We start from the raw sequence: 26,109 nt of genomic DNA, 5'->3' as shown, positions 1-26,109 counted from the left end.
CGGGCATATTCATCGTGATCGTCAATATGCCGCCATCGCGCGACTGGAGGATCTGGTCGGTCATTAGATCGCTTTCAATAAGGCTTCGATGTCATCCATGCTGATGACGCTCGATGTTTCAATGTCTTCGCCCGCGCTGCGCTTTACCATCGGTGACAGAACTTTGCCGCCAAATTCCGCAAAATGCGTGACCCCCGCGGCGGCCATGGCGATGGCGGACTCGCGCCAACGTACCCGGCCAGTGACCTGCTCCACCAATTGTGCGGAAATGGTTGCGGGATCGGACACGGGCGCTGCGGTGACATTGGCGAACAGCGGCACGAGCGGCGCGTGGATTGTCGTGGTGGCAAGCGCGCTTGCCATGTCGTCGGCGGCGGGCTGCATCAATGGGCAATGAAAGGGCGCGGAGACCGGCAGCAATATGCCGCGCTTGATGTCATGCTCCTTCGTCATCGCGATCGCGCGTTCAATCGCGCTTTTGTGTCCGGAGATCACGACTTGTGACGGGTCATTGTCGTTGGCGACGGTGCAAGTTTCACCTTGCGCGGCGGCAGCGGCCAAGCTTTCCGCTTTTTCTATGTCCGCGCCAAGCAAAGCGGCCATCGCGCCGACGCCCAAGGGCACAGCGGACTGCATCGCGCGGCCACGCAGCTTGAGCAAAGCTGCCGTGACGGACAAAGGCAGCGCGCCTGCGGCACATAACGCCGTATACTCGCCCAAGCTATGCCCAGCGACAAAATCACATTTTTCCGACAATCGGACGCCGCCCTCGACTTCCATGACGCGCAAGGTCGCAATCGCGTTCGCCATGATTGCCGGCTGTGCATTTTCGGTCAGCGTCAATTCGCTTTCCGGGCCATCGGTCATCAAGCGGAAGAGATGCTGGCCCAATGCTTCGTCCACCTCTTGAAAGACAGCACGCGCGGTCGGGCTGGCTTCGGCGAGCGCTTTGCCCATGCCAACTGCTTGGCTGCCTTGGCCGGGAAAGATGAATGCACGCATGATTGTTCCTGACGGTCCGAGTTCGTGCCAGCCGCCTATGTCGCGGCGCTCGATGTTGCAAGCCCGAACGGCACTATCTTGTTATCCGCATCATGGCCGATGTCGGCGCGGCCGAGATAGGCAATGCCGGTTTTGACGCACCAGCGGCGGGCAATTTCTTCGGTACCTTCGCCAAAAGGCCGGTCATTTTCGAGCACATCGCTCACGCGTCCAAGCCGCAATCCGGCAAGTCCGGCCGATTGCAGATGACTGGTCACGTGAAAAAAGGCACGGTCATAGCCATAGAGATATTCGCTGACTTCTTCGACCATCAAGACATGGCCTTTAAGGTCGGGCATCAACGGTGTTCCAACCATCATCGCCAATGTCATCAGGTTGAAAGCCGCGTGTTTTGTGCCTGCCTGCACATGTTGTTCAAGCGCTTGGGGAGATGCGTGCAGCATCCAGTCGAGCGCGCGGATGATCGCCGACTCGCCGTCGGCGCGCCTGATGTCGGCTGGCATTGGGCCATGGCACACGCGGCCAATTTTAGCGCGGTACAGCGCGCCAAGCAGGTTCCCGGCGTCGCTATACCCCATATAGATTTTGTCGCCTGCCGCCGACCGAAGCGCTGCCACGGCGTCCTGTGCAATGCGGCACGCGCCATAGCCACCGCGCACAAACCATATAGCGTCGAGGTTTGAGTCATTGGCCATATCCACAAACGCGGCGCAGCGTTCATGGTCAGGTCCGGCAAAATGCCCGGCTTCGGCAAAACATTGGTCGTGGAAGACGAGTTCGGCGGCAGGGTAGGTGCTGAATGCTAACGCGGTCACCCGCGCTGCATCCTCGCGGGTAAATGGTGTTGATGGGGCGCAGATGCCTATCCGCATGGCTTACCCACTTCTCCATCTGTCGTCATTCCCGCGCATGCGGGAATCCATCTCCGGACCGTTTCGGAAATCCGGCGGGTCAGGTGATGGCCCCCCGCCTTCGCGGGGGTGACGATGTTATGTGAGTAGAGCACCATTGCCAAAATCATGTTCCGGCAATAACCGCCCCCGATGGACAATAACAAATCATATTTCTTCTGCGGCATCGGTGGTTCGGGCATGTTGCCCTTGGCCAACATCGTGCGGGAGGGGGGCGCTACGGTCGCCGGATCTGACCGCGCGCTCGACCAAGGCCGGTTGGCGCCTAAATTCGAATGGCTCGAGGCCCTGGGGATAGATTTGTTTCCACAAGACGGCAGTGGCCTCTCCAATAAAGATCAGATCCTGATTGCGTCCGCAGCGATCGAGGACAGCGTGCCTGATATCGCCAAAGCCAAGGCGCTCGGGTGCCCCCGCATGACCCGCGCCGAGTTGCTAGCCGGTTTGTTCAACGCTGCCGCGCGAAGCGTTGCTGTTGGCGGGACCAGCGGCAAATCAACCGTTACTGGCATGATCGGCTGGATATTGACGGATGCCGGCCGTGATCCAACCGTCATGAACGGCGCGGTGATGAAGAATTTCGTGGCCGATGATGCGCCCTTTGCTAGCGCGCGTGTAGGGCAGGGCGATGTCTTTGTGAGTGAAGTTGATGAAAGCGATGGCTCGATTGCGTTGTTCGCGCCCGAAGTCGCGGTGCTAAACAATATCAGCCTTGATCATAAAAGCCTCGAGGAATTGCGACAATTGTTCAGCGATTTTGCGCGGGCGGCGAAGGTCTGCGTGTGGAATGCGGATGACGCGGAGACGGCAAGTTTGATGGCTACACTCGACTTGCCCGATGCATTCGGCTTCGGTTTTGGACCAGGCGCCGACTTCCGTGCGACGGACATCACCCATTTGCCGCTTGGCAGCAAATTCACCCTTCATGTGCAGGGCACGACCCATATGGTCACGCTCATCGTTCCCGGCAGGCATAATATCGCCAACGCGCTGGCCGCTATCGCTGCGAGCGTTGCGCTTGGCGTATCCGTGGCGGCGGCAGTTCGCAGCGTCGAACAGTTCAGCGGTCTTGCACGTCGCTTTGACGTCGTTGGTACCGCGAACGATATCGTTGTGATTGACGATTTCGGCCACAACCCGGACAAAATCGCCGCAACGCTCGCGACGCTAAAGGCTTTACCGGGCCGGATAATCGCCTTTTTCCAGCCGCATGGCTATGGCCCGATCCGGGTTATGGGCTCCGAGCTTGCTGGTGTATTTGCAGATTTGCTTGGCAAAGACGATCACCTCATTTTGTGCGACCCGGTATATTTTGGCGGTACGGTAGATAAGAGCGTCGGCAGCCAAAGCATCATTGATGCGGTTTCAGCCGCTGGTAGAAACGCGGAATATGTCCCAACGCGCGAAGCTTGCGGCGACCGCATAGTTGAACTGGCGCAGCCTGGCGACCGCATTGTCATCATGGGCGCGCGTGACGACACCCTGAGTGGCTTTGCCTCGAAACTGCTTGGGCGTCTGACCAAATTGTCGGCTGAGTAGACGCGAGACCGAGTCTAAAGTTTCTAAAATTGCGACCGTAGTTACGGGCATGACGAACATGTCCCACGAATTTGAACTGGCAACGGTCCTTCACAAGTCCAAATTCCTTGCCCGCTTTTTTGGCGGAAATACTCGGCCGCATGATAAAAAGGCGCGGCCACGCAACAGCCTCAGTCGCGAAGATCGATTCATGCTCCGACACAATCTGCTGATGAACCAGGTTTTCGAGTTTCTGGCGCAGACAGGACTTGACCCAATTCCCGACCATTATGAACTGGCTTGGCATTATCTTACCTGTTCATCGTCGATTCAACGCATGATGGTGGAAAGCCACATGTTGGAACATGGCGGTATCGCGCCGCATGACGCTTGCGATATGCTCGACGAGATACGGACGTCCATCAGCGAACGTGAGTTGCACCAGATGGTAGAGGATGCCCGCCAGACGATGACGGATGCCGCCGTGTTGACCGATCGGTCGGGTAAGGATGCAGCGGAATATGGCGACGCCTTGGGCGAGTCTGTTCAGTTGCTTGCAAAAAGCGCATATGGCAGCGAAGTCCAAGTCAACCAGCTTAAAAAACTCCAGCAATTGACGAGCGAAATGATTGAACGGGCAGCAATAGCCGAAGCACGGCTTAAAGCCCGTGGCAAAGCCATTTTGCAACTGAAAAGCCGGTTGGCGCAAAGCCAGAAACAGGCGCTTAGCGACCCACTCACAAATCTGCCCAATCGCCGTGCCTTCGAAGCCTGCCTGAAAACCGCGTTAGAAGAAACCGGACGTCTTGGCGCGCCTCTGTCGGTTGCATTCTGCGACATCGACTTGTTCAAGCGGATTAATGATACCCATGGCCATGCAACTGGAGACCGGGTTATCCATCATGTCGGCGATTTCCTGCAGCGAACTGCCTCAGCTAATGTGCATGTAGCGCGCCATGGTGGCGAGGAGTTTGTCGTTTTGTTTGAAAAGAAGACGTCCGCTGAAGCTATGGAGATGCTTGAAGAGGTGCGCAGCAGGCTTGCCGCAAAACAATTGGTAGCCAAAGACACGTTGCGGCCGATCGGTTTGGTCACATTCTCCGCCGGGGTCGCGCAATTGCAGGAAGGAGAAAGCGGCTCGGCGTTTCTTGCCCGTGCCGACCAAGCGCTGTATGAAGCAAAAAACACGGGCCGCAACAAGGTGTGTATCGCAGCCTAAGGCGCAAAACGCCGTTTTGCTTGCAATAGACCCCACTTCCTCCTAACAGCCGCGCTCCCCTTTGGGGATTCGAAGAAGGCCGGAGGGGCGTATGCATGGTGCTGCGTCAGCGATCGGTAGGAACAAGGAAACGCCCATGCCGCTGTACGAGCATGTATTTTTGGCGCGTCAGGACCTTTCACAGGCCCAAGTTGATGCGCTGGCAGAATCTGCCACCAAGATTGTCGAAGACAATAAGGGCAAGGTCATCAAGACCGAAACCTGGGGTCTTCGCACATTGACCTACAAAATTCAGAAAAACCGCAAAGCGCATTTCGTGATGCTCGACATTGAAGCTTCGGGCGATGCTATCGCCGAGCTTGAGCGTCAGACCCGCATGAACGAAGACATCATCCGTTACATGACCGTCCGCGTCGACGAGCACGAAACAGGCCCATCGGTCATGATGCGCAAGAGCGACCGTCCAGAGCGCAGCGAGCGCGGCGGTGACCGTGGTGGTTTTGGTGGCGGCGATCGTGATCGCGGTGCACCCCGTCCAGATCGTGGCGACCGCCCCGATCGTGCACCCCGTGCAGAGCAGGAGGCTTAATTTATGGCACGTCCGTTTTTCCGTCGCCGCAAGTCCTGCCCATTTCAGGGTAAAGATGCGCCGAAGATCGATTATAAAGATGTACGCCTGCTTCAGGGCTACATTTCCGAGCGCGGCAAGATTGTCCCGTCGCGCATCACCGCCGTGTCGGCAAAGAAGCAGCGTGACCTGGGCCAAGCGATCAAGCGCGCCCGTCACATCGGCCTTCTGCCGTACATCGTGAAGTAAGGAGCCGAAACATGGATATCATACTTCTCGAACGCGTTGAAAAGCTTGGTGCAATTGGTGACGTTGTCACCGTGAAGGACGGCTATGCCCGTAACTTCCTGTTGCCAAACAAGAAAGCGCTCCGTGCAAACGAAGCCAACCGCAAGGTTTTCGAAGCCAACCGCGCGAAAATCGAAAGCGATAACGCAAGCCGCCGTGATGAAGCACAAAATGCTTCGGGCAGTGTTGAAGGCAAACAGATCGTTTTGATCCGCGCAGCTTCGCAGACTGGCCAGCTTTATGGTTCGGTTTCGGTTAAGGACATCGTAGATGGCCTGATCGCGCAGGACGCGAAGGTTTCCAAGAGCATGATCGTTCTTGAACGGCCGATCAAAACGCTTGGCGTCTTTGGCGTCAAGGTAGTTCTGCACCCCGAAGTTACCGTTAATGTTCAGGTCAATGTGGCCCGTTCGGACGACGAAGCTGAGTTGCAGAAGGACGGCGTTAACGTTCTTGACCAGATGTTCGAAGCTGAACAGGCCGAGATCGCTGCTGAAGCCATCGAAGCGCAGGTTGAAGCAGAAGTTGCTTCCGACGCGGCTGATGAGGCCGAAGCTGCTGCCAATGCCAAGCGCCGCGAAGAGCAAGCTGCGGCGAAGGCCGCTGCGGAAGCCGCCGGTCTTTCCGCAGAGGCAAGCGACGACGCATAAAGCGTTTCGGTAGCTGCAAACAAAAGCCGCCCCGTCGCAAGACCGGGCGGCTTTTTTGTGCCATTCGTCTTTGATTTAGGATGATGGTCATGCTCAACTTGCTTCAGCATCTTACTTTTTTGAGGTCTTCTGGGATTAAGACCCTGAAGCAAGTTCAGGGTGACGGCTGGCGGGAAAATCGGACGCGACATATCGTCTGGTCTATGCGACATGTCATCTGCTCTGTGCGACATATCGTCATCCTGAACTTGTTTCAGGATACCAAGCGACGGTTACCTGTTATCCTGAAACAAGTTCAGGATGACGCAGCAAATGTGTTTTCCCATTCGGACGACTTGTGAGGTTTCATGACCGCCCCAATCATCATCACGGCCGAAATGGGCAAAGCCGACCAAGCTTGGGCCAATGGACTGCGGCGCGCGCATTTTCCGGTCGAACGCAATTTAGTCGATGCGCACATCACTTTGTTTCATCACTTGCCGCCAAGCCATCTGCCAGAAATCAAGTCGCGTCTGGCTGCGATCGTTGCCGAATATCCTGCGCCGGTGGCATATCTCACTGAGGTCATGCTGCTGGGTAAAGGCGTCGCGTTCCGCGTGGATAGCCTTGAGCTCCTCACCATGCGCGACGAACTTGCTGACGCGTTTCGAGGGTTGCTGATACCGCAGGATCAGGCAACGCCCAAATTGCACATCACGGTCCAGAATAAGGTTGAGCCATCGGCCGCCAAGGCGCTCCATGCGCATCTGTCCGAAAGTTTCCGTCCGCGGCCGCTCGCTATTTCGGGCTTTGCTGCACATTATTATCGCGGCGGGCCATGGGAACAGATCGGCAGATGGACATTTCGCGGCTGACAACGCTTGACCCGCTTAAACCCCACGCTTATAGCGCCGCGTGCTTCCCCGCAAAGGTCGGGATTCACTCTTGGATGGCGAAGTAGCTCAGCTGGTTAGAGCGGTGGAATCATAATCCATAGGTCGGGGGTTCAAGTCCCTCCTTCGCTACCAAGAGGTGACAGCAGCATATGGTCTCCGATAGCCCCCACTTTTTCCTGTCTCGTTAAGTTTCGTTGCGCTCTAATCCATCTGGATAGGGTTGCAATTTTCGCAATGATTGTGGCCGCGCTCATCATACGCCGTCGACGGTCGGGGTGCGCAAAACTTGGCCTGACAGCTGCATCCGACACAGGATATTAACCACTATGTGCGACTGACGAGGTTCGCCCTGTTCGAATGATAGGGCGATCCATCCTATCTGCGGGATAGACATTTTCGGAAGTTCGCGACATGAATTTTGCCATCAGCAGCCCCAGTAAATCAGCGTTTCTGGTACGTCTCATTGCAGTCACCGCAATATTTGCTGCCTTGGATTATTTCGGTGCTGCGTGGACGCGCGATGGCGAAAAGACTTCAGCGATCTGGTTGGCGAATGCCTTTGTTGTAGCATTTCTGCTGCGGGCCGAGGCAAGTCACCGCGTTTGGTTTTTGGTTGCAAGCTTTGTAGCAAATGTCGCGGTCCTCTTGCACATAGGCGATCCGCCGTCTCGCGCGATGCTGATCGCTACTGCAAATGTGTTTGACGTCATGTTGATGCTAGCCCTCACTGTACGTTTTTGCGGCGTGCGTGCGCGACTGGATGAATTTCAGGTTTTGCTACGCTTTACCGCGATCGCGTTTGCCGCACCATTGGTTTCCGGCGGATTTGCAACACTGTTTTTGGCTTCGGGGGATGGCCCCGCAGCATTGCCCATTTGGGCGAATTGGGTCGCGGCGCATGCTTTGGGATTTGTGATTGCAACGCCGATAGTGGTCATCGCCATCGATAATTTTCACACCGCGCACAAACTTGACCGGCAAAGGATTTTCTCTTGGATAACGCTTGTCGGCTTAACCACGGCGGTAAGCGTGCTGATTTTCACCCAATCTTCCTTTCCGTTGTTATTCCTCGCGTGCCCGCTTGTTATCTTCGCGGCCTTTTTGACAGGTGTTTCCGGGACTGCTGCGTCGGTTGTGATAATTTCCATCATCGCGATAGCAGCAACTTTAATGGGCACCGGGCCTATATCGCTTGTCCGCGGTGAGTTAAGTTGGTCTCTTTTGACCCTGCAGATCTTTCTGGCGACAAATTTCCTGATGGGCCTGCCGGTCGCTGTTGTGTTGGCGGAGCGGAACGCTGCCAAACGCGATTTGGATCAATCCGCGAAGTTTACGGCACTCATCACGGACAATTTAAGCGAAGTCATTTTCAGAACCGATGACAAGGGTCGTTGGATATATCTCAATCCGGCTTGGGAAAAGCTCAGCGGATTTCTGGTCAGCGACTGGATAGGAAAGGAGGCATTCCGCCTCGTTGTCCCGACCGATCGGAGAAATACGCAGCAAATCGGTGCACAGTTGGCGTCGGGCGAAATTGTTGCAGCAACGCTTCGGAATCGTTTCAAACACGCAGACGAATCCATTCGCCATGTGGATATAACCGCGCACAGGCTTGTAGATGATGCCGGGGTTTTCATCGGGGCTATCGGCAATATCAGGGACGTCACTGAAATGGTGACTCAGCAGGACCTTATTGCCGCAAGTGAGAGTCGATTCCGCCGGATTGCCGAGTCAGCGCCAGTTGGCATTTTCCGTGCCGATAAACGCGGACATCTTACATATATAAATGCCGCTTGGGCGAACAAAGCGGGCATGCGTGCTGAGGATATGATGGGCAATGGATGGATGAGAGCCATCATTGATCTGTCGCAATTCAGGGATCAGCCAGCATGGTCGGATTTCGAGCCTGGCGAATTGAGACGACGAACAATGGAATTTCACACCGCCGACGGTAGCGAACTTTGGATGGAGGTTGTTACATCGGCCGAGTTGGACAGCAATGGCGACATCGCGGGTTTCGTCGGTGTGGCAATTGATGTGACCAGCCAGAAAATTGCCAGCGAGCAGCTAGTGGAGAGCGAACGCCGTTTTCACGCGTTGGCAAGCCTTTCCCCAGCCGGGATTTTCAGAACCGATCGTGATGGCGGATATAAATATGTCAATCCGGCCTGGTTGTCGCTTGCCGGGCAACGGGACGATATGTGGGAAGACACAGGATGGGTTAATGCGCTCCACCCTGAGGATCGCGCTGAAGTCTCGGCGAAATGGTGTACTGCCTTGTCCGAAGCAGCAGAGTTCCGCAGCGAATTCCGTTGGCTGCATTCCGACGGAACCGTCACTTGGGTCGATACGCTCGCGAGGCCCGACACAGATGAATTTGGCAATGTGGTTGGCTATGTCGGTGTGGTGATTGATATTACCGAGCGCCACGAGGTGCTCGAAGAGCTTGCCCTGCGCGACAGGGAGCTCACGCTTTTGGCAGCCAATGCGACAGATGGAATATTCCGTCTCTCACTTACCGGCATTTGCAAATATGCATCTCCTTCGGCGCATAATCTGCTGGGTGTTCCTGCAGGTTCACTGATCGACGGAAATCTGCTCACCGGTTTTCACCCCGACGACCGTGCCGGGGTTGAGGAAGCTTTCGCCGCGCTGCGTGATGGCGTGAAGGATCACGCTTTGGTTACCTATCGACTTGAACGGATGGAAATACCCGGCGAGTATTTCTGGTTGGAGGCAAATTGCGGCCTCGTGCGCAACGCCGCGAACGAACCTAGTGAAATTATTGCCTCCATTCGCAACATTTCTCGCCGGAAGGCAATGGAGGAGGAGTTAAAAGAAGCCCGCAAACGCGCCGAAGCAGCGGTCGAAGCACGCTCGGCCTTCATGGCCAATATGAGCCATGAAATTCGCACCCCGATGAATGGGGTCATCGGATTTACCGAGGTATTGCTTGCGGGCGAACTGACCGAAAAACAGCGGCGTCAAATTGAACTGATTGCTGAATCGGGGCGCGCGATGTTGCGGCTGCTCAATGACATATTGGACATGTCAAAGATTGAAGCTGGTCAAATGACCTATGCGCCCGGACCTGTGGACCTTCATCATGTGCTCAGCAGCGTCGCACGCATGATGCAGCCAATAGCCGAGGCGAAGGGCCTCAAGGTCGACATTTCCGTGGCGGATGCGTTACCTGAACAGATAATCACGGATCCACTGAGATTCCGGCAGATCATTCTCAATCTGTTGAGCAATGCGATAAAGTTCACCACTCATGGGCATGTCCGCATCGCGGCATCTAAACAAACAGACATCAACCAACAATTTTTGGAAATCACGGTTGAGGATAGCGGTATCGGAATGGCGGCCGACCGGCTCGAGGCAATTTTTGCGCCTTTCATGCAAGCGGAACTGGACACCTCGCAACGTTTTGGCGGCACCGGTCTGGGGCTGTCCATCAGCCAGGAACTTGCACGGCTGATGGGTGGCGAAATTGCTGTGACGAGCCAGGAAGGCTCAGGCACAACGTTCACGCTGAAACTGCCTTTCGAAGCCTATAATTCGGCTTCTGCGAAAGCCACACCTGCCAATGAAGAAAAGCTGCGCGAACTCTTGCCAGAACTACGGGTGTTGGTCGCTGAAGATAATGATATTAACCAGCAACTGATGCAGGACATGGCAACTGCGCTTGGCATTCAGTTGGAGATTGCATGCGACGGCGAAGGCGCGATTAAAGCCGTGCGACAGGCTGCACGAGCGAGAAACAGCTTTGCGATGGTGTTCATGGATTTGAGAATGCCTGGTATGGGGGGCTTGGAGGCCACACGACGCATCCGTGATCTGGGATATGACGCGGATGAACTCCCCATCATTGCTTTGACCGCCAACGCTTATCAGGACGATATAGACGCATGCAAAGAAGCTGGCATGCAGGGGCATCTGGCAAAGCCGCTTCGCTTGAACGATTTCAAGAATGAGATTCTCAAACATTGCGTCTTGCCTGCCAATCAAGCGATTAAGCAGCTGCCTCTAGACCACGTCGACGTGCCAAAGTTGCAGGCCAATGTCGAGGACCGTTATCAGGAACGCAAACGTGAATTGTTTGGCCAGCTGGCAACCGCGCAAAACAAACAATCTGTGTCGCCATCCGAGTTGGAAGAACTGATCGACATGTTGCACAAGCTTGCCGGAACCGCAGGGTTCTTTGGCGAAGACGGATTGGGGCAGGCCGCAGGTGAACTGGAACAGGCGTTGCGGTCTGCGGAGTCAGGTCACATCCAGATCATTCTCGAATATCCTGACCTGCTTTCCGTCGGTGTCCGCTAGGCGAAATTCTACTTTGCGCCAAAACCCAGACGGGGCACAGCCGACCATGCGGTTTCGCCTTTAAAGTGCCGATTTATGCCAACGAGCCGGAACACAAGATTGGCTTGCCGGTACCCGAAATTTTCAAGCACCGCAGCAACGCCAATCCGCACAAGGTCATGCGCATTTGGCGTTCGGCGCAACTGCAGCTCTTCCAATGCGATTGTTGCAATGCTGATCGCAGTGCCGAACAATATGGTGACACATAAAAATGCCAGTGCCAGTTGGGGGGACAATATCCCAAGGCTCCACGCAATCGGAAGTAACAGATAGCCGATCAATTCGGATGGAGGTCCCAAAACATCCTCAATGACGAGCTGCGGCATGGCGATCATACCAATACGCCCGTATTTCGGATTGCCGATCATCACTTTGTGTCTTTGGAGCGTTTCAAGCGCGCCTTGCTGCCAACGCGCACGCTGATTACGCATACCTTGCAGCGTAGCCGGTGCCTCGGTCCAGCAGACAACCTCCGGGACAAAGGCCATCCGATATTTGCGCCCTTGCTCGCGCATGTGCCGGTGCATTCGAACGACAAGTTCAAGATCTTCACCCACCGTATCATGCCGGTAACCGCCAACCTCAACGACGACGGAACGACGGAAAAGACCAAATGCGCCCGATATAAGCATCAGCATGTCGAGTTCTGCATTGGCAACGCGCGCGATCAGAAATGCACGCAGATACTCAACGACTTGAAAACGCGGAATGAAGCTTTTGGGAATACCGATCTTTGTGAGGGTTCCGCGGACCACTTCGCATCCGTTCGCAATCCGGATTGCGCCCCCGACGGCAATGAGTTCGCCATCATCGGCCATAAATGGTTCCGCCGCCCGCATCAGGCCATCGCGCTCGATAATGGAGTCTGCATCGATAACGCAGACAAGCGGCATACGCGCAAAGCCGATACCAGCATTCGCAGCGTCGGCCTTTCTGCCATTTTCCTTGTCGACAACCAGAAGATTGGGATATCGCGGTGAGGCGTAGGTGCCGAGAATTTTTGTCTTCTGAAGTACTGCCAGCTGCTCGCGCTTTATGGGCATCAAGCCATATTCATCGATGAGCATTTGCAACGTCCGGTCCTTCGATCCGTCGTTGACGACGATGACTTCATGCTGCGGATATTCCAGAGCAAGCAATGCCCGCACGCTCTGGGTGATCGAAAGCTCTTCGTTGAAGGCAGGGGCAATAACCGACACAGGCAGCGATAGGTCGGCATATCGCTGCCAAAGAAACAGATTACTTGAACTTGGCTTTGCGCGCGTCACGAACGACCAGAAGGCCAAGCCAAGCTGAAGCACGCTGACCGCGTTACGCGCCAATACGATGACAAAGCAAATCCAGAACAGCGATAGAATAATGGATGCCGCAGCACTCAAAAAGCTGTCAGATAGGGTCATATACGCGCCTTTAATTTCATAGGTTGAAGAGCGAACAATGCTTCGTCCGCACGGCATCGCACCCAAGCTGACGGATCATTGGACAACGCCTCAATATGGGCATGCGCCTGTGACAAGGACAGTCGCGACGCACATCTGATTGCCTGAATACGCACATTTACGTTCGGGTCAGCAAGCATAGCCATTATCCAGTTACCCGCCTCAGGTCGTCCAAGTTGTCCTGCGGCACGAAGTGCGGCGCAGCGCACCTCCGGGTCAGCGTCCGATGACGCGCGTTCGATCTCTGCAAGGCATGTCAAATCTTCGGACCATCCCAAGGAGTCGATAATCGATGCCTTGATCATGTGATACGCAGGATCATTCAGCAACGCCCGCAATTCAGTGGGGTAAAGCGGCGCGAGCGCGCGAAAAAGTGCAAGATGGATCCGGCTATTTTCATTGGTCAGCAATGACATATGGGAAATAGTCTCGCGTGGCGACGGCAAGGATCCAAAGCGCGCCAGAGTAAAGGCCGCCGCTAGCTTAAGTTCATAAATCGGGTCATTGGCCATTAAGGTGCGCAGGGCGGTTACACATTTTTGGCTTTCGAACTGATCGAGCAGCTCGATTGCCTGCGCCCTTTGACGGGGCTTATGGCTTTTGAGATCGCGTAGGGCCGAATCGAACAAACCGTCCTGATCCGCCAATTCCATCAGTTTGGCGCGTTCTGATCCCCGCAGCAGTCTCGACAGATTAAGCACCGCATACATGCGTGCAGACTTGCTATAATGATTCAAAGGCGCCGACGGCTCGAGATCCTGGATACGCAGCAGGACATCTTTGGTGGCGCCGAGCATCGCCTTACCTTCGCGCTTTATGCGGCGTTCACCCAGCATGCGGCGGACCACAAGCAGAAGAAATACGGCCATGATTAGCGTTGCAAATATGACTGAGCCCCAAATGACCGAAGCTACCATTTCAATCCGCCCGTCTGAAAATGAGGGTGAAATTTAGAGCTTTTCTCGTGTAACTCTGTTCACGACGGTCATATTCTCCTGTCATCATAAGCGAGAGATGGTCTGACACTGGCAGCGATCCACCTGCAAATGCCGACCGCAATTGCCGCGTCAATCCGGCTTCGGTATCGGGGTAGGATGCAACGCCGCCAAACACCCGCGAGCCGTTGATAAAGTTGCGGTCATAACGGGCTGATGCTCCGAACTTTGTCGTGCTGTCTGATGGGCTGATGGAGATGAACTGAACGGCTAAGGTGTGCGCATCTTTATTGCTGGAGAACCTTACGCCTGGGACTGCCGACACGACCGAGATGTTGCCATAATCGGCATAACGGACGTCCGAAAACAACGTCACGTTGTTGTGAATTTTGAAGTCTGCGCCCGATTGCAGGCCCCAATTTTCCTTGAAGTCCGCAGATGGCGTATATGCTACCCCAGCCCTCAGCTCCCAATTCGGGCCGGTATGTGTTGTCAGTAACGAAAGCCTGCTATCGGAAACCCTGCGCCGTTCATGTTCGATGGTAGCCGTGAGATTTGTGTTGGCACCAATCCCGGCAAATCCCGAGAACGTCAGATTTTTCCAATACTGGTTCTGGCCGCCATCCAGCTGTACTTTGGCCGCACCAGCCGAAAGCGCGAAACCGAAACGCGCCCACCGCTTAGTCAAACTTGCGTTGATACTCGCATCCAGCGCTTCAAGTTCCGGATAAGCTGGTGCTCGCGCACGCACAACGTCCGCCTGAAGCTGCGCCTCCGCCACCCGACCGGACCATAACAATATTCTCGCGCGTGCAAGTGCAATGTCATTATCAAGCGGCGCAAGTGCCTGTGCCCGTTCGATGGTATCAAGCGCCGCTGCAAAGTGCCCTGCCGCAGCCTGTGATGCTGCCAGTCGCCGCATTGAGTCAATGTTCGCAGGTTCGCTATCGCCTGCAGCTTGCGTCTCTTGTAGTACGGACACTTTGCTGACGGGCGGCGGCTCGGCATATAATGCTTGCGGTATGCACGTCAGGCAGAAGAGCATTGATGCTAGTTCGGCCCGATGTCCTCGGTTACGCATATCCGGCCCTGGCAAGAAGCACATCAATGCGCGCTGCAAGCTCTTGGGGGGCGAACGGCTTCGTCATATAGTCGCTTGCGCCTGACTTCAGAGCACCAATGATGTCCCCTTCACCTTTGCGCGCAGTAAGCATCAACACGGGAATTGCCGACATCTCTTCGTCGTTTTTTAAAATGTGCAATACTTCCAGACCATTGAGCGCCGGCATCATTGTGTCAAGAATCACAATGTCAGGGAGATATTTGCGCGCGGATTGAACGGCAGCTTGGCCGTCACTCACCGTTATAACTGTATGACCGTCATGTTCGAGCCTGAACCGTGCCAGCTCTACAAGAATATCGTCGTCATCAGCGACCAGAATCACTGCCATTCGAAACTCCATCAAATGTTAATCAAAATATTCTGGTCCGTCCCAATGGTGACGCAAAATGGTAAAAATGTTCGTAACAAAGGCTTGTAAATTTATAATTCCGACGCCTGATTTTCACCCAGCCAGCAGTTTTCGGTGCCGCCCGGCAATCTGCTTTGATCGCGCGCGGTTGTATTTTGTTAACGATGATTCCCTAAAACGACCGACACAGAGGATATGAAATGACTCGAGCGGTTTTCCTTTTCGTCGTGCTACTTGCCGGCTGTGCCCCGCAGGCCAGAGATATCACGCTGGCGAATGTCGATTTAAGAAACATGCAAATTGTGGGTCCCATGTCTGCCTGGATAGCCTGTCACAGCCAACGCAATTGCCTCAATAGCGAACCAGCATGTATTGCGTCACCAATCTGTACAAACGTGTGGCACCATCATCTTGATTGGGGGTAAGCCGCAGGATGAGCGGTTGTCGCACGAGGTTGAGCGCGCTACGTAGGGATCATGACAGACTGCACCCAATGTATCGTGCGTAACCGCGCAATATGTGCCGGCCTTGAACCCGATGAACTTAAGGCGCTGGGTCAGATTGGGCGAAAGCAAAGGGTAATCAAAGGACAGACGGTGGTTTGGGAAGGTGATGACTCAGTGGTCGTCGCCAATGTCATCGAAGGCGTACTTAAGGTTTCGATGAGCATGTCTGACGGCCGCGAACAGATCGTCGGCATCGTCTTCTCTTCCGATTTTATAGGGCGGCCCTTCGGTCAGCAAAGCCCTTACACCGTGACGGCGCTGACCGACGCCGAATTGTGCATCTTTTCCCGCTCAACCTTTGACAGCTTCGCGCGGCAGCACCCGGAATTGGAACATAAGCTTTTGCGCCGGACGCTGAAAGAGTTGGACCGAGCGCATGAGTGGATGCTGCTGTTGGGCAAGAAAACCGCGACTGAGCGCATTGCGACTTTGTTGCTTGAAATGTCGGTTCGCTTGGGTGAAACCGGCTGTACAGCTGATAATAATGGGTTGGATGCATTTGAGCTGCCGCTGGATCGTCAGCAAATAGGTGACGTCCTTGGGCTGACGATTGAGACGGTGAGCCGTCAGCTGTCGAGACTAAAGGCCGATGGCGTTATCTACCTGCCCGATCGTCGCACGGTATCGATCCGCGACCGCGGGCGTCTTCAGGATCTCGCTGCTGCGGCCTGATGGCACCGCCGGATTAACCCTTGCCGTTGTCGGCCGGCCCACCCACCAGAACAAAATGCCGATCGCAATAACCGCAATCGACATAGCCCTTTTCATCGATTTGAAGCCAGACCCGTGGGTGGCCCAAGGCAGCGGGAATATCTCCGCTGCCGTCGCAGGCGATCCGCGGTTCGCGGACCCGGATAGTTTCGGGATTATTGATGTTCATGAGCCAGCGCCTAGCAAAGCTGCGGCAGGGCTGCAACGGCCCAGACAAAAGGGCGCGTCCTAGTGTCAATTTTGTTCTGGAAAACGGCGTTTATTGGTAGTCAAGCGTAGCGGTAAATGTACCCGAATAAGCGCCAGCCGGTTGTTTCGCGCCAACGTTCAATCGTCCGCCCACGGTAAAGAAGAATATGCCATTTGCCGGAACGATCCGGTAGTTGGGTGATGACCCGTTCTGCTGAAGCGTTGTTCCGGGGCCAATAACCAAATTGCTGACGGTCATTGCTGGGCCGGGGCCAGTCAGCGTTACGGTTGCGGGCGTAATTTGAATACGCACGCGTTGGTTCTGCACGCCCCGCCCGGCAAACCGGGCAACCTGAAAATCATTACCAATTAATACAATGCCGTTCGTTTGGGTACGCACATTTGTGGTCGAAATCGTTACCGTGCCTGCCACAGTTGCAGGAATGATCCGGCCGAAGTCGAGATTTTCGTAATTGATGAACGACAATGGCCTTACGACTACGGCGCTTGCCTCCCCTTGGGCTGGGGCGGCCAAAGCGGCAGATGGCATTGCCGCCAGGCCAAGCAGAAGCCCCGGTATCAGCGCGCGGGCAACTGAAGGGCGCAACGCCGACGAAAGGGAAGGGGTACCATGCATCCGACGCGGTCTACACAAGAGGACGTAACCATAGGCTTCCAAACATGGTTAACACCGCGTTAGCTATTTCTCCCAAATCAATCGGCATTGCCGCGTCCATGTGATTGCACAGAACCCATGCGTTCGCTATCGCGGGTGCATGTCCAAACAAGCTATCACGATCAATAACCTCTCCAAAAAATACGCGGGAGGAAAACAGGCGCTGGACGATGTCAGCTTTGACGTTGCCCAAGGTTCGATCTTCGGGCTGCTTGGACCAAATGGTGCCGGGAAATCGACGCTTATCAACATATTGGCTGGACTCGTCATGAAGAGCTCGGGCAGCGCGGCAATCTGGGGCTTTGATATCGACGCCCATCCGCGCAACGCAAAGGCATCGATCGGGATTGTGCCGCAGGAGATCATGTTCGACCCATTCTTTACGCCAAAGGAAGCGCTTGAATTGCAGGCTGGCCTTTATGGCGTGCCAAAGTCGAAGCGGCGGACGATGGAATTGTTGAAAGCGGTGCGCTTGGAAGACAAGGCTGATGCATATGCCCGGACCTTGTCGGGCGGGATGAAAAGGCGGCTGCTGGTGGCTAAGGCCATGGTCCATGCGCCGCCCGTTATCGTCCTCGACGAACCCACCGCTGGCGTCGATATCGAACTGCGCCAACAATTATGGGACTATGTCGTCGAACTGAACCGACAAGGCGTCACCGTCGTTCTGACGACCCATTATCTTGAAGAAGCCGAGCAATTATGTGACCGGATTGCCATTATCAACCACGGCCAGTTGATCGCCAACAAGCCTACCCGCGAACTGGTCGGCATGGCGCGCGAAAAGGCAGTGGTGCTCACTCTCGACCGAGATGTCGAAACCGCGCCACAGCATGAAGCGTTTGAGAAAGCGGAGCTTATCGGTGACCGGATGATTGAAATCACCTACAATAAAGACCGCATGAACGCTGGCGAAGTATTGTCCGTCATTCAAGGCCTCGGTCTTGGCATAATCGACGTAACCACCAAAGAAGCTGACCTCGAAGACGTCTTCCTGCGCCTGACGAGCACCGCATAATGGAAACAGATGTTCTGATCATTGGGTCGGGTGCGGCAGGCTTGACGGCTGCACTTCAGCTAGCGACGACGCGCAAAGTCGTTGTGTTGGCCAAGGGATCTATTTCAGATGGGGCGACCGCCTGGGCACAGGGCGGAATCGCGGCTGTGCTTGAACCCGGCGACAATTTTGAGAACCATATTGAAGATACGATGGTCGCGGGCGCTGGCCTCAACAATCGCGCGACGGTCGAGTTCGTGGTGGAAAATGCGCCGCTTGCGATCGAGCGCCTCGCAAAGCTTGGCGTGCCGTTCAATCTGGAGGGCAATGACTGGCATTTGACGCGTGAAGGTGGGCATAGCCACCGCCGCATCGTCCATGTCGATGACGCCACCGGTTGGGCCGTGCAGCAGGCGTTGGAGGCCGCTGCCAGAGCGCATCCGAATATCGTGCTTGTGCCGGACATGGTGGCGGTCGACCTGATTACCGGGCGGCATCAAGAACGCTTTTCAACCTCGGGACGAATCCACGGCGTCTATGCGCTCAATCGCGCAACAGGGCAGGTCGAAACCTATACTGCACGCGCGACGATCCTTGCGAGTGGCGGGGCTGGCCGGACCTATCTCTACTCAACCGCACCGCGCGGCGCGACCGGCGACGGAATTGCGATGGCGTGGCGCGCCGGCTGCCGGGTGTCGAATATGGAATTCATGCAGTTTCATCCGACCTGTCTGTACAATCTTGAGGTCAAGAATTTCCTGATCACCGAAGCGGTGCGCGGCGAGGGCGGGTTCCTGATTAATCCGAAAAGCGGGCACCGCTATATGCCCGATTATGACGAACGCGCCGAACTTGCACCACGTGACATCGTTGCCCGCGCCAATGACGCCGAAATCAAACGCGATGGTCTGGATTATGTCCATCTCGATATCAGCCACAAGCCGGCGGAATTTGTGAAGACCCATTTCCCGAACATTTATGAAAAACTGCTTGGGCTTGGCATCGATATCACCCGCGAGCCGATTCCGGTGGTCCCAGCGCAGCATTATACCTGCGGCGGCGTACTGGTTGATCTGGATGGCCGAACCGACGCGCCGGGGCTGTATGCCGCGGGCGAAGTGACGCAAAGCGGCTTGCATGGGGCCAACCGTCTGGCATCCAACTCATTGCTTGAATGCTTCGTCTTCGGCGACGCCTGTGCCCGGCATATCGAGTCCCATTGGGACAGCTTGCCGCCACCACCGCAGATCCGTTCATGGGACGAAAGCCGGGTTACCGACAGCGACGAAGAGGTCGTCATCGCACAGTGCTGGCGCGAAATCCGTCAATTCATGTGGAACTTTGTTGGCATCGTGCGGACGACGAAACGGCTTGAGCGCGCGCAGCATCGAATCGATTTGTTGCGCAGCGAGGTGGCGGATTATTACAGCCATTTCCGTGTGACACCTGACCTGATTGAATTGCGCAATCTGGTCGAGGTCGCGGCTTTGATCATCCGGTCGGCACTGTCGCGGCACGAAAGCAGGGGCCTGCATTTCACGCTCGATTATCCGGCACTGGCAGAGCAAGCAGTCGATACGATTTTGGTGCCCTGAGCACAAAACACTTTCCTACAGAACCCTTCTTCAGGCAGAGTCGCCTCTGGTTCGTTGGAGAGGGTATTTATGAACGTGCAGTATCTCAATTGGAGTTTATGCGTACTCAGATTTCTGCGCGTATCGGTATTTGCAGTGCTTGGCGTGCTTGCGATTCCGGCTATCGCGGCAACGCCCGAAGAAACTGCGCGCGAGGTGTTGGCGAAGTCTCCAATCATCGACGGCCATAACGACACGCCTCACCAGATTGCCGAGCTCTTTGACCGCGATTTTTCGAAGTTCGACCTAAATGTTTTGCCCGCCGACGTCCTTGCCAAAACACACACCGACATGCGGACGGCGCGGGCCGGATTTCTTGGCGGGCAATTCTGGTCAGTCTATGTCGACGCGGCGTTACCCAAGCATGAGGCAGTGACGCGCACCATTCAGCAGATCGACGTCGTGCGGCAGATGATATCGCGCTACCCCGACAGCTTGGCTTACGCGTCAACCGTCGCAGAGATTGAAGCTGCGATGAAGGCTGGAAAAATTGCGTCGCTCATTGGCATGGAAGGTGGGCATTCGATCGGTGGATCGCTGGAGATCCTGCGCCAGACATACGCGTTGGGCGCGCGGTACATGACCATTACCCACAGCCTCACCACCGATTGGGCGGACAGCGCAACCGATGCGCCCAAGCATGACGGTTTGTCGCCCTTTGGTTTTGAGGTTTTGGCCGAAATGAACAGGCTGGGGATGATTGCCGACATCAGCCATGTGTCCGAAGCAACGATGCATGACGTCCTCGATAAGGGCACGGCGCCGGTATTGTTCACGCACAGCAATGCCCGTGCGATAACGCCGCACCCGCGAAATGTGCCGGATTCGGTGCTGAAACGGCTGCCGCAAAATGGCGGCGTAGTGATGGTAACTTTTGTGCCCGGCTTTACGTCCGCTGAGCGGCGTCAGTGGGAATATGACCGTTCGGGAGTCGCTGGCCGCGCAAAGACCGAATTTTCGGGTAATCCAGACGGTGAGAAGGCGGCCGTCGACGCGTGGATCGCTGCCAACCCGCAACCCAAGGCGACGCTCGCGCAAGTTGCGGACCATATTGACCATATCCGCAAGGTAGCTGGCATCAACCATATCGGCATTGGCGGCGACTTTGGCGGCGTTGACGAGTTACCTGTCGGATTGGAAAATGTGTCGACCTATCCGGCATTGTTCGCCGAACTCGTCCGCCGCGGCTATTCAAAGGCCGACCTGGCCAAAATCGCCCAAGGCAACGTGCTACGCGTCATGCGCGGGGTGGAGACAGCGGCGGGGAAGTAATTTAGTCAGCAAACCCCTCGGCCAGATAGCGTTCTGCGATGGCGGCGTGGAGGGCGGCACCGCGGGCCATGACGCTGTCGTCGAGAACCATGCGGTTGGAATGCAGGCCGCAGCAGGTGCGCCAGTCGTCGCCTTCGTGGGACGCGCCCAGAAAGAACATCGCGCCGGGCACTTTTTCAAGGACGTAAGCAAAATCTTCAGCGCCCATGATTGGCGTGTCGAGTGTGATCCAGCTTTCGGCTCCGAACAGATCCTCGACCGCAGCTTTGCCGAATTGAACGGCGCGGTCATCGCAGACGGTTACGGGAAAGCCCTGTTCGATATGCACTTCGGCGCTGCATCCGTGCGCAGCGGCAATGCCGGGGGCAAGGCGATGCAGCTCTTCGGCGACCCGCGCACGTGTCTGTGGCGACAACGTGCGTATGGTGCCCAACAGATGCGCGGTTTCTGGGATGATGTTGTTAGTGGTTCCAGCCGCTATTTTGGCGATGGTGACAACGGCTGGATTGAACACGGATATTTTGCGCGTCACCATGGTTTGAATGGCGGACACGATTTCACACGCCACTGGGATTGGGTCGATCGTGTCGTGCGGCATGGAGGCATGCCCGCCTGCGCCTTTGACGGTGATGGTCAGCACGTCGGACGATGCCAGCAAGGGTCCGCTCCGGCCACTGAACACACCGCGCGGGGCGTTGGGCATGATATGCAGGGCAAAGGCCGCATCCGGCAGCGGATCGATCAGGCCGTCGTCGAGCATGAAGCGTGCGCCATGATGGCCTTCTTCGCCGGGTTGAAACATGAACTGAACGCTACCCGCCAGTTGATCGCGCTTGGCACACAGCATTTTGGCAGCGCCGACCAGCATGGCGACATGGGTGTCGTGCCCGCAGGCATGCATCGCGCCTTCGGTCAGCGAGCTGTAATCCAGGCCAGTATCTTCATGGAGCGGCAGCGCATCCATATCGCCGCGCAGAAGCACCGTACGACCATTTGCAGGGCCTTTAAGCGTTGCCACCAAGCCCGTGGTGGAGGGGCCTTCGCGCAATTCAAGCGGAAGACCAGCTAAAGCTGCCTTAATTTTTTCGAGGGTCTTTGGGTTTTGCAAGCCCAGTTCAGGCTCGGCGTGGATCGCCCGGCGCAGATCGACAAGATCGGGAAGGAGTTGTTCGGCGTCGCCACGCCAGTCGGTACTAATTAAGTTCATGACTTAATTAACACCATACTGGCGCGGCGGACAATAGCCTTAACTTTCGAGACGGACAGTCACATATTGCGTGGCCGCACCGCGTCGTTTGACACCAAGTAGTATCGCGCCGCGCCCTACTGCCTGAGCTTCCTTCACCGCAGCAGCTAAGCCGGCGGCTGTATTCAGTGGCTTGTAATTAGCCGAAACGATGATGTCACCGCGACGCAATCCAACCTGTGCTCCGGTGCCGGTGCCCGGAACATCGACGACGACGCCCTTGACGTCGTCAGTCATGCCAAGTGCGCGTGCGATTTCGGCATCAAGCGGAATGACGCTGACGCCCATCGTGTCACGGATGATCTTCGAATCCGGTGTATCGGTTTGTTTGTCGAAGTCCTTGTTTTCCTCTGGGTTAAAGTTGCTTTGTGCCAACTTTTCTTCAGGTGGACGCGCGCCAACGACCGCATTTATTTTCATCGGCTTACCTTCGCGCAAGATGTCGAGCGGGATGCGCGTGCCTGGTTTGATATTCGCAACGATGTACGACAAAGTAGCCTCGGGTGTCACTTCGCGGTTATCGACGCGCAGGACAATGTCGCCTTCTTTCAAACCGGCTTTATCGCCCGCTTCACCAGAAACAACGCGTGCAACAAATTCTCCACGGTTCTTTTCAAGTCCAAGCGCATCGGAAAGATCCTCACTCACGGGCGTGATGCTAATGCCGAGATAGCCACGTTCTGGCCGGACGCCCTTTTTCAAGGACTCCACGACCGGAATGGCTTCTTCAGCAGGGATCGCAAAGCCAACGCCGATATTGGCACCCACAGGCGAAATCAGGCGGTTGTTGATTCCGACGACTTCACCTTTAAGGTTAAACAATGGACCACCCGAGTTACCTGGGTTAATCGCGGTGTCGGTTTGAATGAAACGGTCATATGCGCCGCCAGCGCCGATGTTACGCTGCAATGCCGAAATGATCCCTGCAGTGACCGTGTTGCCCAGACCAAGCGGGTTGCCGATTGCAATCACCCAATCACCAACCCGGCTTTTCTGTGATTCCGCCATTTTCACGAAAGGCAGATCAGTTGCGCGTATTTTCAGCAAAGCGATATCCGACGAGGGATCGCGGCCTACGATTTCGGCTTGAAACTCTTTGCCATCAAAAAGGGTGACAGCTACCCGATCGACCGCATCACCCGACGGACCACCCGCAACAACATGGTTGTTGGTGACAATGTAACCGTCGCTTGAAATCAAGAAACCAGAACCGCCGCTTTGCTGATCCTGTGTCACGGGACGACGCTCGCCGGTCAACGGATTGAAGCTTGTCGCGACCTGCACTTTTTGGCGCGTAGCGATATTGACAACTGCTGGCTGCAATTGCGCGGCAAGATCAGCAAATGTTGCTGGAGCGCCGCCGGGGGCAAGATTCGCCTGTTCCGACACTGCGAGCCCTGTTTGCGCGGTAACGGGGTTTCCATTGACCAAAGCAACTGTGCCGCCAGCCATCAAAAGCGCGGTGGTAACTGCATAAGCGTAACGCACGGATATCATTCCCTTCGTTTATTCAATGGGCAATTGCCCGAAATCTGCCAATCGATGGCGCTGCAAAGCTGAACGCCAATTGAATGGGGGCTGCCTAACCCGCGAACGTCTTTGATCCTTCGACTAACGCCCGTTGCGGAATTTTTCCAAATAGGCGTTTTGCGGCGAGAGGATGATGTTGCTTGCGCCTTCGCCATTCTGGAACGTCTGCCGATAGCTCTGCATCGCGCGATAGAAATCGTAGAAGTCCGGATCTTTGTTATAACTTATCGCGTAAATCCGGGCAGCCTCGGCTTCTGCGTCAGCGCGAATAATCTGGGCTTCCTTCTGACCCTCGGCATCGATGGCGATGGCTTCCTGATTTCGGGCACTGCGCATCCGATTATAAGCGGACTGCAAGGTTGCGGCAGGCAAGTCGGCGCGCTTGATGCGGACGTCAATGACTTCAGCACCATATTTGCGGGCCTCGCGGTTCAACGCGGTCTGGATATTTTCCATCACTTCACCGCGCTCGGCGCTGAGCAATGCAGAAAACGTCCGCTTGCCAAGTTCGTTACGCAGCGATGAACCCAGGATCGTGCGCAACTGATCACGCAGACGGTCCTCGGTGCGAATCGTCCGGTACATCTGCGCGGGCTCGGTAATCCGAAAACGGGCAAATGCATCGACCTGGAGCCGTAATTGATCAGTGGACAACACCTCTTGCTGCTCCATCTGGACACTCAACACGCGCTTGTCGATCATCTGGATTTGTTCAACAAAGGGTATGCGGAAGGTGAGTCCAGCGCGTGTTTCGCCGAATTTCTCACCCGGCTGATACGCGTTTACGATGCGGTCGACCTTACCATAGCTGCTGATGATGGCCTGCTGCGTTTCGGGCACGACGTTCACCGACATGCTCATCAATATGAGCGCACCTATTGCCGTTATGGCAAGATAGATAGGGTTTCGCAGGAATGTGCTGGTCATTGCTTGTTTCCTGTAACGGTCACGGGCTCGGTTTTGGGCGCCGTCTTTTTCTGGAATTCCGGAATTGGAAGGTAAGGCGTTACGCCACCGGTTTCGACAATCGTCTTGTCAACTTTACCAAGCACCTGCTCCATGGTTTCATAATATAGCCGGCGTTTGGTCACCTCGGGTGCTTCACGATATTGCACGTAGATCTTGTCGAACTCGGCGGTTTCACCCAGCGCAAGCTCCGTCACGCGGCTCGCATACGCGCGGGCGTCGTTGAGGTAGCTTTCGCGGCGCTGCTGCGCTGCGTTGACTTCACGGAACGCGTCATTGACTTCAGCAGGTGGGTCGGACTGGCGGATCGAGATACTTTGGATCAGTACACCTGCACGATATTCATCGAGCACCTGCTGCATACGGCGACGCACCTCAAGCTCAATTGCACCGCGCCCCGGACCAATGGCTTGAGTCAGGTCAAAATTCGCGACAGCCGCGCGCATCGCGCTTTCGGCAACCTCTTTCACGGTCTCGTCCGGGCTATCAAGCTGGAACAAATATAATTCCGGCTCCTTGATCGACCAACGCACATCATAAGCCATATCGATGATGCTCTGATCTTTCGTCAGCACCAGATTCTCGCTGCTTGCCTTTGGCGATCCGACCGACGTCGTCTGGATTTGTTGCGTGTCGATCTTCGTGATATTCTGCAACGGCGCAGGCAAAGTGAACTGGATACCAGGCGATACCGTCCGGGAATATTTGCCCAGTTGGGTGACTACGCCCTCTTGTTCGGGCCCAATCCTGTGAACGCTCGTCCACACCAACCATAAAGCCACGAACCCACCGATTATGAGCGGCAGCCAGCTTTTGCCATCGGGACGTTGGGGCAATCCACCAAATCCGCCGCCTTTTCTGCGGAGTAACTCCTCAAGTGACGGGCCGCGTGTGCGTGTGCGCGTGGCGGTATCGGGCGTTGGGTCCCATGGATTCACGGGATCTTGTTTTGAACCGCCGCCCCGCCCCGAATTACCTGTTGAGCCACCATCCGAAGAATCGGGCGAATCCCACGGTCCTTTGCTATCTGTTGCCAAGTTTATAGACCCCTGCTTGTCGATTTTTTTACTCATAAAACCTTTATAGGAACGGTTTTTCAGAAAAACAGTGTCAATCCAGCAATTCTGAATCTATTCGGCA

Annotated in this window: 23 protein-coding genes and 1 tRNA gene; 12 read left to right on the top strand and 12 right to left on the bottom strand. The window is 55.6% G+C overall.

Annotation, left to right across the window (positions count from 1 at the left end):
* Window positions 1-63: 63 nt before the first annotated feature.
* A complete protein-coding gene (gene fabD / locus ACLL9E_RS03715; protein WP_411290391.1) occupies window positions 64-1,002 on the bottom strand; it encodes an ACP S-malonyltransferase in 939 nt (312 codons plus the stop codon).
* Between the two features lie 35 nt (window positions 1,003-1,037).
* A complete protein-coding gene (locus ACLL9E_RS03710; RefSeq protein ID WP_411290390.1) occupies window positions 1,038-1,874 on the bottom strand; it encodes an LD-carboxypeptidase in 837 nt (278 codons plus the stop codon).
* 171 nt (window positions 1,875-2,045) lie between these two features.
* Here ACLL9E_RS03710 and ACLL9E_RS03705 point away from each other — a divergent pair, with 171 nt between their 5' ends.
* From ACLL9E_RS03705 to ACLL9E_RS03670, 8 genes are all read left to right on the top strand, one after another.
* A complete protein-coding gene (locus tag ACLL9E_RS03705) occupies window positions 2,046-3,452 on the top strand; it encodes a UDP-N-acetylmuramate--L-alanine ligase (RefSeq protein WP_411290389.1) in 1,407 nt (468 codons plus the stop codon).
* Window positions 3,453-3,510: 58 nt separating this feature from the next.
* A complete protein-coding gene (locus tag ACLL9E_RS03700; protein ID WP_411290388.1) occupies window positions 3,511-4,650 on the top strand; it encodes a GGDEF domain-containing protein in 1,140 nt (379 codons plus the stop codon).
* A 136-nt stretch (window positions 4,651-4,786) separates the two neighbouring features.
* Complete coding sequence (rpsF, locus tag ACLL9E_RS03695) at window positions 4,787-5,239, top strand: 30S ribosomal protein S6 (protein WP_411290397.1); 453 nt, start codon at window positions 4,787-4,789, stop codon at window positions 5,237-5,239.
* A gap of 3 nt (window positions 5,240-5,242) precedes the next feature.
* Window positions 5,243-5,467, top strand: coding sequence for a 30S ribosomal protein S18 (gene rpsR / locus ACLL9E_RS03690; protein ID WP_411290387.1), 225 nt, complete (start codon window positions 5,243-5,245; stop codon window positions 5,465-5,467).
* 11 nt (window positions 5,468-5,478) lie between these two features.
* A complete protein-coding gene (rplI, locus tag ACLL9E_RS03685; protein ID WP_411290386.1) occupies window positions 5,479-6,156 on the top strand; it encodes a 50S ribosomal protein L9 in 678 nt (225 codons plus the stop codon).
* A 347-nt stretch (window positions 6,157-6,503) separates the two neighbouring features.
* Complete coding sequence (locus ACLL9E_RS03680) at window positions 6,504-7,010, top strand: 2'-5' RNA ligase family protein (RefSeq protein ID WP_411290385.1); 507 nt, start codon at window positions 6,504-6,506, stop codon at window positions 7,008-7,010.
* A gap of 76 nt (window positions 7,011-7,086) precedes the next feature.
* A tRNA-Met gene (locus ACLL9E_RS03675) sits at window positions 7,087-7,163 on the top strand.
* A 279-nt stretch (window positions 7,164-7,442) separates the two neighbouring features.
* On the top strand, window positions 7,443-11,357 hold the full coding sequence (locus tag ACLL9E_RS03670; protein ID WP_411290384.1) for a PAS domain S-box protein: 3,915 nt from the start codon (window positions 7,443-7,445) through the stop codon (window positions 11,355-11,357).
* Between the two features lie 8 nt (window positions 11,358-11,365).
* Here ACLL9E_RS03670 and ACLL9E_RS03665 read toward each other — a convergent pair whose 3' ends face one another.
* Genes ACLL9E_RS03665 through ACLL9E_RS03650 form a run of 4 tightly spaced genes read right to left on the bottom strand, consistent with a single transcriptional unit; the run spans window position 11,366 to window position 15,221 of the window.
* Entirely contained in the window at window positions 11,366-12,796 is a 1,431-nt protein-coding gene (locus ACLL9E_RS03665; protein ID WP_411290383.1) for a glycosyltransferase family 2 protein, read from the bottom strand.
* A complete protein-coding gene (locus tag ACLL9E_RS03660) occupies window positions 12,793-13,704 on the bottom strand; it encodes a HEAT repeat domain-containing protein (RefSeq protein WP_411290382.1) in 912 nt (303 codons plus the stop codon). The genes ACLL9E_RS03665 and ACLL9E_RS03660 overlap by 4 nt, the downstream gene beginning before the upstream one ends.
* 49 nt (window positions 13,705-13,753) lie before the next feature.
* Window positions 13,754-14,851: a hypothetical protein gene (locus tag ACLL9E_RS03655; protein WP_411290381.1), complete on the bottom strand. Its 1,098-nt coding sequence runs from the start codon at window positions 14,849-14,851 to the stop codon at window positions 13,754-13,756.
* Window positions 14,844-15,221, bottom strand: coding sequence for a response regulator transcription factor (locus tag ACLL9E_RS03650; RefSeq protein WP_411290380.1), 378 nt, complete (start codon window positions 15,219-15,221; stop codon window positions 14,844-14,846). Before ACLL9E_RS03650 ends, ACLL9E_RS03655 begins: the two co-directional genes overlap by 8 nt.
* A 497-nt stretch (window positions 15,222-15,718) precedes the next feature.
* Here ACLL9E_RS03650 and ACLL9E_RS03645 point away from each other — a divergent pair, with 497 nt between their 5' ends.
* Window positions 15,719-16,420, top strand: coding sequence for a Crp/Fnr family transcriptional regulator (locus ACLL9E_RS03645; protein ID WP_411290379.1), 702 nt, complete (start codon window positions 15,719-15,721; stop codon window positions 16,418-16,420).
* A 13-nt stretch (window positions 16,421-16,433) separates the two neighbouring features.
* On the opposite strand, the gene ACLL9E_RS03640 is transcribed toward ACLL9E_RS03645, so the two are convergent.
* Window positions 16,434-16,628 carry a zinc-finger domain-containing protein gene (locus ACLL9E_RS03640; protein ID WP_411290378.1) on the bottom strand — a complete coding sequence of 65 codons (195 nt, stop codon included), beginning with the start codon at window positions 16,626-16,628 and terminating at the stop codon, window positions 16,434-16,436.
* Between the two features lie 90 nt (window positions 16,629-16,718).
* A complete protein-coding gene (locus tag ACLL9E_RS03635) occupies window positions 16,719-17,285 on the bottom strand; it encodes a DUF4402 domain-containing protein (protein WP_411290377.1) in 567 nt (188 codons plus the stop codon).
* A 139-nt stretch (window positions 17,286-17,424) separates the two neighbouring features.
* Here ACLL9E_RS03635 and ACLL9E_RS03630 point away from each other — a divergent pair, with 139 nt between their 5' ends.
* From ACLL9E_RS03630 to ACLL9E_RS03620, 3 genes are all read left to right on the top strand, one after another.
* Window positions 17,425-18,342, top strand: coding sequence for an ABC transporter ATP-binding protein (locus ACLL9E_RS03630; protein WP_411290376.1), 918 nt, complete (start codon window positions 17,425-17,427; stop codon window positions 18,340-18,342).
* Entirely contained in the window at window positions 18,342-19,916 is a 1,575-nt protein-coding gene (gene nadB, locus ACLL9E_RS03625) for an L-aspartate oxidase (RefSeq protein WP_411290375.1), read from the top strand. The genes ACLL9E_RS03630 and nadB overlap by 1 nt, the downstream gene beginning before the upstream one ends.
* Window positions 19,917-19,985: 69 nt before the next feature.
* Window positions 19,986-21,227 carry a dipeptidase gene (locus tag ACLL9E_RS03620; RefSeq protein ID WP_411290374.1) on the top strand — a complete coding sequence of 414 codons (1,242 nt, stop codon included), beginning with the start codon at window positions 19,986-19,988 and terminating at the stop codon, window positions 21,225-21,227.
* 1 nt (window position 21,228) lies between these two features.
* Here the strand turns inward: ACLL9E_RS03620 and ACLL9E_RS03615 are convergent, their stop codons facing one another.
* The 4 genes from ACLL9E_RS03615 to hflK form a co-directional block, all read right to left on the bottom strand.
* Window positions 21,229-22,434, bottom strand: a complete 1,206-nt coding sequence (locus ACLL9E_RS03615; RefSeq protein ID WP_411290373.1) for a M20 metallopeptidase family protein — start codon at window positions 22,432-22,434, stop codon at window positions 21,229-21,231.
* Window positions 22,435-22,473: 39 nt separating this feature from the next.
* Window positions 22,474-23,970: a trypsin-like peptidase domain-containing protein gene (locus ACLL9E_RS03610; protein WP_411290372.1), complete on the bottom strand. Its 1,497-nt coding sequence runs from the start codon at window positions 23,968-23,970 to the stop codon at window positions 22,474-22,476.
* A 114-nt stretch (window positions 23,971-24,084) separates the two neighbouring features.
* Window positions 24,085-24,930, bottom strand: a complete 846-nt coding sequence (gene hflC, locus ACLL9E_RS03605) for a protease modulator HflC (protein WP_411290371.1) — start codon at window positions 24,928-24,930, stop codon at window positions 24,085-24,087.
* Window positions 24,927-26,006: a protease modulator HflK gene (hflK, locus tag ACLL9E_RS03600; RefSeq protein WP_411290370.1), complete on the bottom strand. Its 1,080-nt coding sequence runs from the start codon at window positions 26,004-26,006 to the stop codon at window positions 24,927-24,929. Before hflK ends, hflC begins: the two co-directional genes overlap by 4 nt.
* Window positions 26,007-26,109: the final 103 nt, after the last annotated feature.

The sequence above is a fragment of the Sphingorhabdus sp. genome, from assembly GCF_046596595.1.
Lineage (GTDB): Bacteria > Pseudomonadota > Alphaproteobacteria > Sphingomonadales > Sphingomonadaceae > Sphingorhabdus_B.
The sequence above is the reverse complement of the archived record's forward strand: the minus strand, read 5'-3'. Positions and strand labels throughout refer to the sequence as shown.